At 55.2% G+C, this 14,840-nt stretch carries 13 protein-coding genes and 1 other annotated feature; of the genes, 6 read left to right on the plus strand and 7 right to left on the minus strand.

Annotation, left to right across the window (positions count from 1 at the left end):
- Positions 1-36: 36 nt before the first annotated feature.
- The 3 genes from dnaX to ACMGG1_RS18880 all read right to left on the minus strand — a co-directional run bounded on the left by dnaX (position 37) and on the right by ACMGG1_RS18880 (position 3,197).
- Positions 37-1,989 (minus strand): DNA polymerase III subunit gamma/tau, encoded by a 1,953-nt coding sequence (dnaX, locus tag ACMGG1_RS18870; protein WP_046374335.1) that lies wholly within the window; start codon positions 1,987-1,989, stop codon positions 37-39.
- Positions 640-704: a sequence feature (DnaX frameshifting element), on the minus strand. Its footprint overlaps the gene before it by 65 nt.
- Positions 1,990-2,072: 83 nt before the next feature.
- A complete protein-coding gene (apt, locus tag ACMGG1_RS18875) occupies positions 2,073-2,624 on the minus strand; it encodes an adenine phosphoribosyltransferase (RefSeq protein ID WP_020825531.1) in 552 nt (183 codons plus the stop codon).
- Between the two features lie 192 nt (positions 2,625-2,816).
- Positions 2,817-3,197: a DUF454 family protein gene (locus tag ACMGG1_RS18880; RefSeq protein ID WP_020825530.1), complete on the minus strand. Its 381-nt coding sequence runs from the start codon at positions 3,195-3,197 to the stop codon at positions 2,817-2,819.
- 150 nt (positions 3,198-3,347) lie between these two features.
- Between ACMGG1_RS18880 and priC the strand changes: the two genes are divergently transcribed.
- Positions 3,348-3,884, plus strand: coding sequence for a primosomal replication protein PriC (gene priC, locus ACMGG1_RS18885; protein ID WP_020825529.1), 537 nt, complete (start codon positions 3,348-3,350; stop codon positions 3,882-3,884).
- Positions 3,885-3,985: 101 nt separating this feature from the next.
- Positions 3,986-4,165 (plus strand): pleiotropic regulatory protein RsmS, encoded by a 180-nt coding sequence (gene rsmS, locus ACMGG1_RS18890; protein WP_020825528.1) that lies wholly within the window; start codon positions 3,986-3,988, stop codon positions 4,163-4,165.
- Between the two features lie 37 nt (positions 4,166-4,202).
- Here rsmS and mscK read toward each other — a convergent pair whose 3' ends face one another.
- The 3 genes from mscK to acrR all read right to left on the minus strand — a co-directional run bounded on the left by mscK (position 4,203) and on the right by acrR (position 8,752).
- Positions 4,203-7,598 carry a mechanosensitive channel MscK gene (gene mscK / locus ACMGG1_RS18895; RefSeq protein WP_414160932.1) on the minus strand — a complete coding sequence of 1,132 codons (3,396 nt, stop codon included), beginning with the start codon at positions 7,596-7,598 and terminating at the stop codon, positions 4,203-4,205.
- 100 nt (positions 7,599-7,698) lie between these two features.
- A complete protein-coding gene (locus tag ACMGG1_RS18900; protein ID WP_020825526.1) occupies positions 7,699-8,052 on the minus strand; it encodes a DsrE/DsrF/TusD sulfur relay family protein in 354 nt (117 codons plus the stop codon).
- A 10-nt stretch (positions 8,053-8,062) separates the two neighbouring features.
- A complete protein-coding gene (gene acrR, locus ACMGG1_RS18905; RefSeq protein ID WP_020825525.1) occupies positions 8,063-8,752 on the minus strand; it encodes a multidrug efflux transporter transcriptional repressor AcrR in 690 nt (229 codons plus the stop codon).
- Between the two features lie 142 nt (positions 8,753-8,894).
- Here acrR and sdeX point away from each other — a divergent pair, with 142 nt between their 5' ends.
- From sdeX to ykgO, 4 genes are all read left to right on the plus strand, one after another.
- A complete protein-coding gene (sdeX, locus tag ACMGG1_RS18910; protein ID WP_020825524.1) occupies positions 8,895-10,082 on the plus strand; it encodes a multidrug efflux RND transporter periplasmic adaptor subunit SdeX in 1,188 nt (395 codons plus the stop codon).
- A gap of 17 nt (positions 10,083-10,099) precedes the next feature.
- Complete coding sequence (sdeY, locus tag ACMGG1_RS18915; RefSeq protein WP_046374338.1) at positions 10,100-13,246, plus strand: multidrug efflux RND transporter permease subunit SdeY; 3,147 nt, start codon at positions 10,100-10,102, stop codon at positions 13,244-13,246.
- A 178-nt stretch (positions 13,247-13,424) separates the two neighbouring features.
- Positions 13,425-13,679, plus strand: coding sequence for a type B 50S ribosomal protein L31 (locus ACMGG1_RS18920; RefSeq protein WP_020825521.1), 255 nt, complete (start codon positions 13,425-13,427; stop codon positions 13,677-13,679).
- A gap of 12 nt (positions 13,680-13,691) precedes the next feature.
- On the plus strand, positions 13,692-13,832 hold the full coding sequence (ykgO, locus tag ACMGG1_RS18925) for a type B 50S ribosomal protein L36 (RefSeq protein ID WP_012005563.1): 141 nt from the start codon (positions 13,692-13,694) through the stop codon (positions 13,830-13,832).
- 111 nt (positions 13,833-13,943) lie between these two features.
- Here the strand turns inward: ykgO and ACMGG1_RS18930 are convergent, their stop codons facing one another.
- Positions 13,944-14,822 carry a metal ABC transporter substrate-binding protein gene (locus ACMGG1_RS18930; RefSeq protein WP_020825520.1) on the minus strand — a complete coding sequence of 293 codons (879 nt, stop codon included), beginning with the start codon at positions 14,820-14,822 and terminating at the stop codon, positions 13,944-13,946.
- Positions 14,823-14,840 lie beyond the last annotated feature (18 nt).

Consider the following 14,840-nt stretch of genomic DNA (forward strand, 5'->3'; position numbering starts at 1 on the left):
TCTCTCGTCGCTAGGGCCGCGCACTTTACGCGGCGTTTAAATGGGGCGAATACTCTCTTCATCCAGGTCTGCGTCGAAGAACCGGCGCAGCGTTTGGATATTGGTATCCGCAACGATCGACTGGCGCGCCTGCGCCAGTTTTTCTTCATAAATGGCTTGGCGCCACTCCAGCGGAGTCCGCTCCGCCGGATTATCGTCTTCCACCACGGTCAGTTCAACCGGACTGCCGTACAGCTCGGTGAGTGCATCGGTCAACACCTTCTGCGCCGAAGGCGAGTTCAGATGGCGCTGCGACGACCGCAGATGGAGACAAATTTTACCTGGTTCCAGCACTTCTTTAACCGCGTTCAACGCCAGTTGCTGCACCAGTTTTGGAATTTTCAGCTTATCGATTTCTGCCGCCCAGGCATCGCGTTCCAGCGACTCCACCACCAGCTTGGCTGACAGTTCGGGCGTTTTTTCATGCTCAAGAGCCGTGCGCAGCGCTTTTGGCGTCGCCAGCGGTTCCGGCTCTGCCTCGGGCTCGGTCTGTGCACGCCAGCGATAAGCTTCCGGCTTGGCCGGTTTTTGCTGAACAAGTTTTTCCGCCTGGCGCTGCTGGCTGCGCTCAGTCACGGAAGCCAACCGCTCCAGTGCTGAGTTTGCCGGCCGCGCTTTTCCTGGCGCCGCCGGTTCACTCTTTTTTGGTGTGGATGCTCCCTGCCGCAACAGCTGGGTGCGCGCCTTTAACAATTGTGCTGTGGCATCCGGTAAATTAGCCTGCTGATTATTCTGTGGCGCAACCTGGCCTAACGGCGGTGGCGCGTCCTGAAACTGTGGTGGCTGAGCCACCTGCTGAGCCTGCGGTTGCGCCATCTGCGCCGGTGCGGTTTGCACCATCGCCACCGGCTCCGGGATCACCGCTTTCGGGTGAAATGCCAGCGCACGCAGCAGGGTCATCTCAACCCCCATACGGCGATCCGGGGCAAAGGCCAGCTCTTTACGGCCGACCAGCAGGGTTTGGTAATAAAGCTGTACGTCCGTCGGCGGCAAAGTACGCGCCAGCTCACGCAGCCGCTGTTCAATGGCGGCGTAATGATTGTCCAGTACCGATGGCAGTAACTGCACCATCGCGATCCGGTGTAGCAAGGCCAGCGTTTCGATCAGCAGGTTTTCCCAGTCAACACCGCGTGAAGCGGCTTGCGCGACCTGCGCCATCACCTTTTCGCCATCTGCGCTCACCAACGCTTCGAGGATTGCCAGCGGCTGTTCGTCGTCCAACGTACCGAGCATTTGGCTGACGGTGGTGGTGGTCACCTGCCCTTGCCCCATCGCGATAGCCTGGTCGGTGAGGCTCAACGCGTCACGCATACTGCCGTCGGCAGCACGTGCTATCAGCTGCAGCGCGCGCTGGTCGCTGGTGATTTGTTCTGCCTGCAGAACCGTTTCCAACTGGTTGCGGATCTGCTCGACATCCAGAGCCTTAAGATGAAATTGCAGGCAGCGCGACAGGATAGTGACCGGCAACTTTTGCGGATCGGTCGTCGCCAGCAGGAATTTGACGTGAGAAGGCGGCTCTTCCAGCGTTTTCAACAGCGCATTGAAGCTGTGACGCGAGAGCATGTGCACTTCGTCAATCAGGTAAACCTTGAAGCGGCCGCGGGCGGGTGCGTACTGGACGTTATCCAGCAGATCGCGGGTATCTTCCACCTTGGTTCTGGACGCGGCGTCGATCTCGATCAGATCAACAAAGCGCCCCTGCTCAATCTCGCGGCAGTTGTCGCATTGACCGCACGGCGTGGCGGTGATGCCGGTTTCACAGTTCAGGCCTTTGGCCAGCAAGCGCGCAATGGTGGTTTTACCCACGCCGCGCGTGCCCGAGAACAGATAGGCGTGATGAATCCGCCCCAGCGAGAGGCCGTTAGCCAGCGCAGTCAGGACATGTTCCTGTCCGACAACATCTGCAAACGTTTGAGGGCGCCACTTACGGGCAAGAACCTGATAGCTCATTAATACCGGAAAAGTCGAGTAATCTGGAGGGTCATGCTAACACAGCCCCGCGGCGATCCGCGAGGCCGTTGTGGTAATGCAGATCAGTGGCCGGCGAAGTTGACCAGGCAGTAGCATTCAATACCCAGTGAGTTCAAACGCGCTTCACCGCCGAGATCCGGCAGGTTGATAATGAAAGCGGCGTCTTTAACCTCACCGCCCAGACGGCGGATCAGTTTTGCGGTGGCTTCGATGGTGCCACCGGTTGCCAGCAGATCGTCCACCACCAGCACTTTATCACCGGCACTGATGGCATCGGTGTGTATTTCCAGTTGGTCAGTACCGTATTCCAGCTCATAGCTTTCGCTGAGCGTCGCGCGCGGCAACTTACCCGGTTTACGCACCGGAACGAAGCCCACGCCCAGCGCCAATGCCACCGGTGCGCCAAACAGGAAACCACGCGCTTCGGTGCCAACCACTTTGGTCACGCCCGCTTCGCGAAAGCGCTCAACCAGCAATTCGATGCTGGCGGCATAAGCCAGCGGGTTTTCCAGCAGGCTGGTGACGTCACGGAACAGTATGCCCGGCTTAGGGTAATCCGGAATGGTTTTGATACTGTCTTTAATAAACTGAAGCTGCTGTGCAGTAGCGGTCATAATTATTGCCTGATAAAACTGCCTGATGACTTGCGCGCCGATCGTCTGGAACCCGATCCCGGCATAAACAGGGAATGGGAGGCCACCCGCGCACGAAAACGCCCAAATCTATGCAAACTGACGGACAAATGCAACTTTCCCCTGCATCTTTCAAAACGCAGCCTGAAAGCTATTGAATATCATAGGCCACAATCAGCGCTGTTTTTGTTGCGATAAGTCAACAACCGGCAAGCGCAACATGAAGGTCAGCAAAATAGCCAGCATCAGCAACAGCACTCCACGCACCCACCAGATTTTCACTAGCCACAACGAAAGTGCGAATGTCAGCACAATCACCACCACCGCCTTCCATTTAGCCCCTGGCGGTAAGGCGCGATGCTGCTGCCAATGGCGCAGATAAGGCCCGAACCAGGAGCGGTACAATAGCCAACTGTGGAAGCGTGGTGACGAACGGGCGAAGCACCAGGCGGCCAACAGCAGAAACGGCGTCGTCGGCAGCAGTGGTAATACCACGCCCAACGTCGCCAACACCACCGCCAACCAACCGAGGATAATCAATAACCAACGCGTCATGCGAGCCCTTGTCCATCAACCTGTCTGGCGTTACTTTATCACCGCCTTCCCCCGTGCCACCAGCCGCAACGGGCGGAATATATGCACGGCGCTTGTTTCACGACGCGATCGCGGGCAAGCTGAGCCCACTAACACCCCAATGGAGCCGACGTGAGCACCCAGCGTCTTTTAGAAGCGTTAGAACAACAAATCAAGGTATTGGCCAGCGAGATCACGCCCCGCGGCGACGCGCCGATCCCTCAGGCACGCTTCGATACTGCGCTGTTTTCTAACCGCGGTACACGACTGCGCGATTATCTGGCCGAAGTGCAAAAGAACTTCGCCCAGTTGCAGACGGCGGCCAACGACAATCGCACCACTCAGGTGGCCTTTCTGGCTGAAAAGTTGCTGGCACAGCTCACCGCACTGCAACGCGAGCTGGCAACCCAGACGCTGCGCCGTAAGAATCAGCCCAAAGAGGTGGCAGCGGTCGATCTGTATCACAAGCTGGCCGAACATCAGGATTATGAACGTCGGATCATTGCAATGATTCAGGATCGGGAAAGCCTGCTGGGAAGGCAGACGACGCTGGCGGCACAGCAAAAGCTTCAACATGAGCTGGCTGCGTTAGAAGGCCGACTGACGCGTTGCCGTCAAGCGCTGACGCGCATTGAGCGCAGTATTGAACGTAAAGAAAACGGTTTTTGAAGATTTATCACAATATTTTAATGATTATTCCCCCCAATCGGGCTTGTTCACTATACTCAGCCGAACGAAGTATCATTCATCTCAATTAAAACGTGGGTTTTATGTCTCTAGAAAATGCCTCACCAGAATTGCAACTGGCGGTAGATCTGATTTACCTGCTGGAATGCAATGAGATCGATCCCGCCACCGCGCTGGCGGCGCTGGATATTGTCAAACGTGACTACCAGGAAAAGCTGCAGCGCAACGGCGTTACCTCCCCATATCTGCCTGTCGGGCAGTGAAAAGGGTTCAGCCTGCGCTGAACCCAGGATCCTCGTTCTACTCCCCTACCGATGAGCCGTCCTTATCCGACGATAGCGTCCGTTTTACTTCCTGCACCTCGTTGCCCTGCTGATTGTGCAAATAGACCTCGAGCTGGTTGAAAGCAATGTTGATGTCGTTTTCGCGACACAGGCGTTCGATAGAGCGATTCAGTTCGTCAACGGTATAGCTGCGGTCGCGTAGCTCACGTACGTAAAGGCGCAGTTCATGATCCAGCGTGCTGGCACCGAAATTCAGGAAGAACACCTGCGGCTCCGGATCGCTCATCACGCGTGGGTTATCATGCGCCGCCTTGAGCAGCACCGCTTTCACCTTATCCAAATCGGATCCGTAGGCCACCCCTACCTTGATTAAAACGCGGGTGATGGTGTCCGACAGCGACCAGTTGATCAGCCGTTCGGTCACAAATGCCTTATTCGGAATGATCACCTCTTTGCGGTCAAAGTCAGTGATGGTGGTGGCACGAATGCGGATTTTGCTGACCGAACCGGAGAAAGTGCCAATAGTAATGGTGTCGCCGATACGGATCGGCCGTTCGAACAGGATGATCAGGCCGGAAACAAAGTTGGCGAAAATCTCCTGCAGCCCGAAGCCCAACCCGACGGTCAAACCGGCGGCCAACCACTGCAATTTATCCCAGGAAACACCCAGCGAGCCCAGTGCAGTGACCGCGCCCACAGTGGTGATCAGGTAGGTGAGTATGGTGGTGACGGCGTAAGACGTCCCCTGCCGCAGTTGCAGCCGCGACAGCACCACCACTTCCAGCAGACCGGGCAGGTTGCGTGTCATCACGTAAGCGACAATCACCGCCGCTATCGCCACCATCATGTTGCCCAGCGTCACCGCCTGCGCCACGCTGCTGCCGGCGACAGTGGTGGTGTAATGCCACAGCGTAATGCTGTCCAGGTACGAAATGACCGTCACCAAATCTGACCAAATGCCATACAGGGCGCTGGCGAAGATAATAAACAGCACCATGGTGGTCAGCCGCAGCGACTGCTGGTTGATCTGATCGAGCGCCAAAGGCGGCTCCTCAACCGGTTCAACCCCTTCAGCCCCCTCTTTCTCCTTCGCCAGGCTCTGACGACGAGCTATCGCGCGGCGATAAGCCAGACGGCGTGCCGCGACGCTCAGCCCGCGAATGGCGGTCAGATAGACGATATTCCACAGGAAGAACAGATACAGGCTGTCGATCCAGCGGCCGGCTAACCGCAACGTGGTATAGAAATAGCCGGCGAACATCAGCCCCAGCAGGATCAGCGGCGTAGCGGCAATGGCGGTGACAATGATCAGCCTTACCGCGTGCGAGCCCTTTTCACGCCAGCTGTCGCGGCACAACGGAAACACCAGCACTGCCAGCAGTGCCAACGTCAACATCACCACCACCTGGCCGATAACGTCTTCCACCAGCCGCAGTGGTGCTTTCTCGCCCAGCACCGACCAGAAAATCAGCGGTAACAGCGCCAGCCCAAGGCGCACCGTCTGACGACGATAATGCGCACAAAGCTCGGCGGCGAAGTTGAAATGCCGTTCGCAGATGCCGCCAGGTGCCAGCGTGCGGTAGGTAAAGCCGAATATCAGCCAGAACAGCGCCAACTGTTGCGACAACGCCCAGAGAAAGTCACTGAGACCGATTTCTGCACGGTAACACCAGAACCCCACCCCCAACAGCAATGCCGAACCGGGCAGGACCTTCAGCAGAGTCAACACAATGGCCCTGGGGGTGTGCATCTGGCTATCACGCTTTAACTGCCCCACGTCATTGGCCAGTCTCTGCAAGTGGGTGTCTATCAGCTTGTAACGCCAGCGCAACAGGCCGATCAGCAACAGCAGCGGGATCAGCATGACCAGTGAATTCAGTCCGCCCTGCAGTATTTTGCCAAAGTCGACTTTGAAATCGAGCGCAGCCAGTTGATCTCTAACCGCCCCTGGCAAAGCTTTCAGCCACGCCAGATCGACCGGTTTGTTGCTGTTTACCCAGAAAATCTGCTGAGTCAGGGTATCGCGCAGCGAGCTGTTAACGCTGGTTAACTGCTGTTGGTTGATCTGCAGGCTGATCGATTGTGCCAACTGATTACTGAGCTGTTTGTTTAACTGATCCAACAGTTCACGGCGCATATCGACGATTTCATTCAGAGCATCCAGCACGTCGGCGCTGGCTTTTTCTTTGCTGTCGGCGACCAGTTTGTTGATGTAATCGTCACCCTTGAACAGGTCGTCGCGCTGCTGGTTGATATCAAACTGTTCCAGGCGCAGATCGGCAATACGCGTGCCCATATCCGCCACCAACGTGCCCTGCGGCAGGCTTTGTTGCTGCTGATACAGAATGCGCGACAGCACCAGACTGCCTTTCAGCACCTGGATCTGCTCCTTGAGATTACGCTCCGCCTGCAGGCCGCGATCCAGCCAGTTCTTCACCCGAATATTCTGCTGGAACAGTACGTTGCTCTCTTCCGTGGCGGCAATCAGCCGCTGGCTGAGCTGGCGGTTAACGTCCAGCTCTTTGCTGACCAACTGGTCGTGCTGGATATCCGTAGCGTCTTCCGGATTCTGCGCCTCTTTGGCGGTTTTTTCCGACAGCGTCAGGCGCTTGCTGTTGACCACTTCTTGCAACAGTTGCACGTTGTGGTCGAGCGCATCGATATGCCCGGTCGTATAATCGCGCTGCTTCTGCAGCAAATCTTGCAGGGTAGTGTTGGCTTCCAGACTTTTGCGTTGCAGATCTATCTGCGCGTTGAGTAGCGTTTGCTCGGTGGCCAGCATCACCAGTTGGCTGTCACGCAACGAGTTTTGTCCCGGCGTCTGATCGTTGATCTGGTTACGAATTTCCTGCAGCCGCTGAGACGCGGTATACATGCTGCTCTGCACCCGTTCCGGTTGAGTCTGTAGCGAAACCAGCTGGCTGTTATAGGTGGACAGGTTTTCCTGCGCCGTCTGCAGGTCATCGAGCGTCTGGTAAAGCCGGGTTTCCAATTGGCGCAGGGAAAGCTGCAGCAGTTCGGCCCGGGCGGCCACACTGTCGACCGGCGTTTTGAGCGCCGCAAGATCGTCGGTGACCTGGCGCAGTTTGCCCGGTGCCAGCTGCAGCTGTTGCTTAAGCTGCGCGCCATCCTGCCTGGTGCGATCGATGGCATCCAGCAGTTCTAGGGTTCGGGTAAGGTCTTGCTGCGTGAGTTTATTGACCGGCGTCAGCGTCTTTTGCTTATTCAGCGCATCAAGCTGGCTTTGTATTTCACTGCGTGACGGCACATCGCCATTGAGTGCCGCATAGGCTGCAGGTTGGCAAACCGCACAGAAAGCGATCAACAAAAACAGGGCGAAGGCGCGGGAGAACTCCACACCGAACAACGACACGAGCGGCAGAAAAAGGCGTTTGGCTAACCTGCGATGCATGATTTGGCTTCGAATCAATAAAGAAGCCTAAAGATTATCACGATCGCAGAGAGCCAAAGAATAAGAAAAGCGTTGCGGGTGATGTACAAATGCCGCGAGCTTAGAAGGTCAATACTTTCTCCGCCGCCAACGTCCACTGTGCCAGTTCCACCAGCGTTCCGATTTCCACCCCGTCTGCCAGCGGCAGCCGACTGACTCCGCGCGCATCGGCACAGGTTTTACACAATTTCACCGGCACCTGCTGCGCGGTAAGAATTTCCAGCATTTGCTGCAGGTGATAGCCTTCATGCGGCTGCTGCCCGGCAATGCCCGCGACCACCGCATCGGACATCAAAAACAGTTTCAGGTTGAGATCGCTCTGCTGCTCTTTCAGCGCAATCGCCAGACGCAGCGCGTTAAACAGCGATTCGTGACCATAAGCGGCGCCATTGGCGATCAAAACAACGGATGACATGGTGTTTCTCCTATAAATGATGATGTTCTGCACTCAACGGCTGTGCCGCCAGCTCCCCTTCCTCCGGTTTTATCCGCAAGGTGGGACTGAATTGGGCCATTTCGATAAATGAGTCGATCAACACCGCCGCCTCGGCTTTCAGATCAAAGCTTTCTGGCATAAAAAGCCAGTTTTCCATCAGGCCGGTAATGTAGGCGCGCAGAATGATAGAAGCGCGGCGGGTATGTAAATCAGCCGGCAGTTGGCCGTGGCGCATACTGTTGCGCAGCACGGACTCAATACGGTCGTAACCTTCCAGATAGAGGACTTTACGGGCATCTTGCAACGGGAGCATCTCACCGACAAATTCACACTTATGGAAAACGATCTCCATCAGGGCACGCCTGCGTGCGTCATCTACCGTAGCCGTCAGAATATAAATTAGAATTTCGCGTAAAATACGCAGTGGATTCTCAGGGTACTTTGCCTGATACTCTAGTTCGAGATCGCCTATTTTCGACTCTGATAACTCCCAAACTTCGTTAAACAGGTCTACCTTATTCTTGAAGTGCCAGTAAATTGCGCCACGCGTCACCCCAGCAGCGGTGGCTATATCGGTGAGGGACGTTGCAGAAACGCCACGTTCAGAGAATTCTCGCACCGCAGCGTCAAGAATGTGCTGTCGAGTTTCTTGCGCTTGCTGTTTGGTTTTTCGTGCCATGGCGTTGTTTTTTCGGGGAAGTGAGATTTACATACATTCGTGTATGTATGTACCATAGCACGCACTAATAATTAACGCAGCAATGGGTTTTAAAGCTTGTGATCCATTGATCATTTTGAAATCGGACACTTGAGGTTTTTCTATGAACAAAAACAGAGGGTTAACGCCTCTGGCGGCAGTTCTGATGCTTTCAGGCAGCTTAGTGCTAACAGGATGTAACGATAAAGAAACCCAACAGCAAGGCGCCCAGGCACCGGCTCCCGAAGTGGGTGTAGTGACATTGAAGGCAGAACCTCTCAACATCACCACCGATCTTCCTGGTCGTACCGCTGCGTATCGTATCGCCGAAGTTCGCCCTCAGGTTAGCGGCATTATCCTGAAACGTAACTTCGTAGAAGGCAGCGATATCAAGGCAGGTACTTCCCTGTATCAAATCGATCCTGCTACCTATCAGGCAGCCTATGACAGCGCTAAAGGCGATTTGGCGAAAGCCCAAGCCAGCGCGTCTATCGCACGCGTGACGGTTAACCGCTACAAACCATTGCTGGGTACCAGTTACATCAGTAAGCAAGATTACGACACCGCAGTCTCCAACCTGCAGCAGGCGGAAGCCGCTGTTGTGGCAGCCAAAGCCGCTGTGGAAACCGCGCGCATCAACCTGGCTTACACCAAGGTGACTTCACCAATCTCCGGCCGTATCGGCAAATCTGCCGTGACCGAAGGGGCACTGGTCACTAACGGCCAAGCCACCGCTCTGTCTACCGTGCAGCAGCTTGATCCGATGTACGTCGACGTGACTCAGTCGAGCAACGACTTCCTGCGTCTGAAGCAAGAACTGGCAAGCGGTGCGCTGAAGCAAGAGAACGGCAAAGCCAAAGTGAAACTGCTGCTGGAAAACGGCGCGCAATACGCTCAGGAAGGCACGCTGGAATTCTCTGACGTCACCGTTGATGAAACCACCGGTTCCATCACCATTCGTGCGGTGTTCCCTAACCCGAACGATACGCTGTTGCCAGGCATGTTCGTTCGCGCCCGTCTGGACGAAGGTGTGCGCAGCGACGCATTGCTGGTACCGCAGCAGGGTGTGACGCGTAACCCACGTGGCGATGCTACTGCACTGGTGGTAGGTGCTGACGACAAAGTTGAATTGCGTACGCTGAAGGCCGATCAGGCTATCGGCGACAAATGGCTGGTTACCGACGGTTTGAAAGCCGGCGACCGCGTGATTGTCACCGGCTTGATGAAAGTCCGTCCGGGCGCTCAGGTAAAAGTGCAGGAAGTTGACACTCAGGCGCAAAAGCAGCCGCAGTCTGAAGCGCAGAAGTCATAAAAAGGAGCCGGTAAGACATGGCTAAGTTCTTTATAGATCGCCCGATTTTCGCCTGGGTAATCGCCATCATCATCATGTTGGCGGGTGTGTTGTCAATAATGAAACTGCCGATTGCGCAGTATCCAACTATTGCACCACCGGCGGTCAGTATTTCCGCAAACTATCCAGGCGCGGATGCCAAAACGGTGCAAGATACCGTCACTCAGATTATCGAACAGAACATGAACGGTATCGATAATCTGATGTACATGTCTTCCACCAGCGATTCCTCTGGTAGCGTCACCATTACATTGACGTTTGAATCCGGTACCGACCCTGACATTGCGCAGGTTCAGGTCCAGAACAAACTGTCGTTGGCCACCCCATTACTGCCGCAAGAAGTGCAGCAGCAGGGCCTGAAAGTAGAAAAATCCAGCAGCAGCTTCCTGATGGTGGCCGGTTTCGTTTCCGACGATCCGAACATGACCCAGGATGACATTGCGGACTACGTAGCTTCCAACATCAAAGATCCTATCAGCCGTTCATCCGGCGTGGGTGAAGTGCAACTGTTCGGTGCCCAGTACGCCATGCGTATCTGGCTGGATCCGAACAAACTGAATAATTTCCAGTTGACCACTTCGGATGTCACCTCATCCATTACCGAGCAAAACAACCAGATCGCCGCAGGGCAGCTGGGCGGTATGCCACCGGTACCGGGGCAACAGCTGAACGCCTCGATCATCGCGCAGACTCGCCTGACCTCTCCTGAAGAGTTCGGTAAAATTCTGCTGAAGGTGAATAGTGATGGTTCTCAGGTTCGCCTGAGTGATGTTGCGCACATTGAACGCGGTGCAGAAAGCTACGCGGTAACCGCACGCTATAACGGTAAACCGGCAGCAGGTTTGGGGATCAAACTGGCCACCGGCGCCAACGCCCTGAACACCGCTAAAGGCGTAAAAGATGCACTGACCAAAATGGAACCCTTCTTCCCGCAGGGGATGAAAGTGGTTTACCCATACGACACCACGCCGTTCGTTAAAATCTCCATCAACGAAGTAGTAAAAACGCTGATGGAAGCGATCTTGCTGGTGTTCCTGGTCATGTACCTGTTCCTGCAGAACTTCCGTGCGACGTTGATCCCAACCATCGCGGTACCGGTAGTATTGCTGGGGACCTTTGCGATCCTGGCGGCGTTCGGCTTCTCGATCAACACCCTAACGATGTTCGGTATGGTGCTGGCGATAGGCCTGTTGGTGGATGACGCCATCGTGGTGGTGGAAAACGTCGAGCGTGTAATGTCCGAAGAGGGACTGTCGCCGAAAGAAGCCACCCGCAAATCGATGGGCCAAATCCAGGGTGCGTTGGTCGGTATCGCCATGGTGCTGTCAGCGGTATTCGTACCAATGGCGTTCTTCGGTGGTTCAACCGGTGCCATCTATCGTCAGTTCTCGATCACCATCGTTTCCGCGATGGCCCTGTCGGTTCTGGTAGCGATGATCCTGACGCCGGCACTTTGCGCCACCATGCTCAAACCGGTCCCGAAAGGCGATCATGGGATTAAAACAGGCTTCTTCGGCTGGTTTAACCGCATGTTCGAAAAGAGCACCAACCACTACACCGACAGCGTAGCCAATATTCTGCGCAGTACCGGGCGTTATCTGGTGATCTACCTGCTGATCGTCGTTGGCATGGGCCTGTTGTTCCTGCGCCTGCCGTCCTCGTTCCTGCCGGAAGAAGACCAGGGCATCCTGTTAACCATGGTTCAGCTGCCGGCGGGTGCGACTGAAGCGCGTACCGCTAAAGTACTGGAAGAAGTCACCGACTACTTCATGACCAAGGAAAAGGACAACGTGGTCTCGGTGTTTACCGTAGCGGGCTTCGGCTTCAACGGTAACGGCCAGAACAACGGTCTGTCATTCGTCAGCCTGAAAGACTGGTCCGAACGTTCCGGTGAGCACAATAAAGTGCCTGCGATTGCCGGCCGCGCGATGGGTGCGTTCTCTCAGATTAAAGAAGGCCTGGTATTCCCGTTCAACCTGCCGGCGATTATCGAACTCGGTACTGCGACAGGTTTCGACTTTGAACTGATCGATCAGGGTGGCTTAGGCCATGAAAAACTGACCGAAGCGCGTAACCAGTTGTTGGGCATGGCTGCCAAACACCCGGACCTGCTGGTGGGCATGCGTCCTAACGGCCTGGAAGATACGCCACAGTTCAAACTGATCATCGATCAGGAGAAAGCCAAGGCGCTGGGCGTGAGCATCACCACCATCAACAGTACGCTGACTACCGCGCTGGGTGGCACCTACGTTAACGACTTCATCGACCGCGGTCGTGTGAAGAAGGTCTACGTTCAGGCTGATGCGCCATTCCGTATGCTGCCAGAAGATATCAATAAATGGTTTGTTCGTGGCGGCACCGGCCAGATGGTTCCTTTCTCCGCGTTCTCTACGGCGAAATGGGAATACGGTTCTCCGCGTCTGGAGCGTTATAACGGCCTGCCATCCATGGAAATTCTTGGACAAGCGGCACCGGGTAAGAGTACCGGTGAGGCGATGAACATGATGGAAGAGCTGGCGTCCAAACTGCCGAGCGGTATTGGTTACGATTGGACCGGTATGTCCTATCAGGAACGTCTGTCCGGTAACCAGGCGCCTGCGCTGTACGCCATTTCGATTCTGGTCGTATTCCTGTGTCTGGCAGCGCTGTATGAAAGCTGGTCGATTCCGTTCTCGGTCATGCTGGTACTGCCGCTAGGGGTTATCGGTGCTCTGCTGGCAGCAACCATGCGCGGCATGAACAACGACGTTTACTTCCAGGTGGGGCTGTTGACCACCATAGGTCTGTCGGCGAAGAACGCCATCCTGATAGTGGAATTCGCCAAGGATCTGATGGAGAAAGAGGGCAAGGGTCTGATCGAAGCGACGCTCGATGCGGTACGTATGCGTCTGCGTCCAATCCTGATGACCTCACTGGCCTTCATCCTCGGGGTACTGCCTTTGGTTATCAGTAACGGTGCAGGCTCCGGCGCACAGAACGCGGTAGGTACCGGCGTTATGGGCGGGATGATTACCGCCACCGTGCTGGCCCTGTTCTTTGTTCCGGTGTTCTTCGTGGTGGTTCGTCGCCGCTTCGGCAAGAAATCTGAAGACATAGAACACAGCCATCCGGTCGAACATCACTGATAACTCAGTGCTGTTTCCCTCCTGAAAAAAGGCCGCTTATGCGGCCTTTTTCTTTTGCTTCATCTGCTTAATGAAAATCACTCTCATTAATTTAGCTGCGGATGCATTTTGTACTTGATCCGCTCTGCCGTGCAGCGCATAATTATTGTTATAGTATAACATTACATGAGAGTGCATCATGAAAGCAGGTATCCATCCAAATTATCGTACCGTGGTATTCCACGACCTGAGTGCCAATGCCTACTTTAAGGTGGGATCGACCATTAACACCGATCGCACCATTGAGCTGGACGGTGAAAACTGGCCGTATGTCACTATCGACGTCTCTTCTGCTTCGCATCCGTACTACACCGGCAAGCAGAAGGAGTTCTCCAAAGAGGGCAGCACTGCACGTTTCCAGCAGCGTTTTGGCCGTTTTCTTGGCAAGAAGTAAAAGGGAATCAACATGCAGGTTTTGAGTTCATTGCGTTCGGCGAAGAATCGCCATCCGGATTGCAAAGTCGTGCGCCGCAAAGGTCGCATCTATGTGATCTGTAAAACCAACCCGCGTTTTAAAGCGGTACAGGGACGTAAGAAAAAGCGTTAACTTCCGTAGTGTCATCTGTCGCAAAGCCCCGTTGCTGCTCAACGGGGCTTTTTTATGGAGAAAGCCGAAGTGTCATCAGTGTCCCCGCCATCATAACGGGGACATGAGGGTTTATTTCATACTGCTCAGTAAGGTATCAACATTGTGTTTGAATGCCTGCACGTAGTTCGCTGCCGGCCCCTGCGGTTGGGATAACGCCTCAGGATACAGCTCACCACCGGCTTTTGCCCCGGTCGCCGCAGCAATCTGCTTCACCAGGCGCGGGTCGGTCTGGTTTTCAATAAAGTAGGCGGTCACCTTTTCCTGTTTGATCTGCTTGATCAAACCGGCCACGTCGCTGGCGCTGGCCTCTGCTTCGGTAGAGAAACCGACCGGGGCAAGGAAGGTGACGCCATATTCTTGCCCAAAGTAGCCAAAAGCATCGTGGCTGGTCAGCACCTTACGCTTTTGCTGCGGTACTGCGGCAAACTGCGTTTTGGCCCACAAATCCAGCTTCTGCAACTGTTGGATATACTCTGCGCCGCGCTGGCGGAAATAATTGGCGTCTTCAGGATCGGCGGCAATCAGCGCGTTCATCACGTTTGTGGCGTACTGCACACCATTTTTCATGCTGTTCCAGGCATGAGGATCGGTGATCTCTTTGCCATCGTCTTCCATCTGGCGCGAATTTATTCCCTGCGATGCGGTAATGACCTGCCCTTTATACCCCGAGGCGCTAACCAGCCGATCGATCCAACCTTCCAGGCCTAAACCACTGACGAACACCACGTCGGCCTGTGACAGCACCTTGCTGTCCTTAGGCGAAGGCTCAAAGCTGTGCGGATCGCCGTCCGGCCCCACCAAGGTGGTGACCTTAACGTGCTCCCCCCCTACCTGCTTGACGATATCGCCCAGGATGGAAAAACTGGCAACGGCATCTACGGTTTTCGCCATCGCCAACGGGCTGGACAGCAGAGCAGCGACTGCCAGCGTAATAGGTAAACGTTTCATACTTTCTCCTTGCACATG

This window comes from Serratia sp. BNK-12 (assembly GCF_047456085.1).
GTDB lineage: Bacteria > Pseudomonadota > Gammaproteobacteria > Enterobacterales > Enterobacteriaceae > Serratia > Serratia liquefaciens.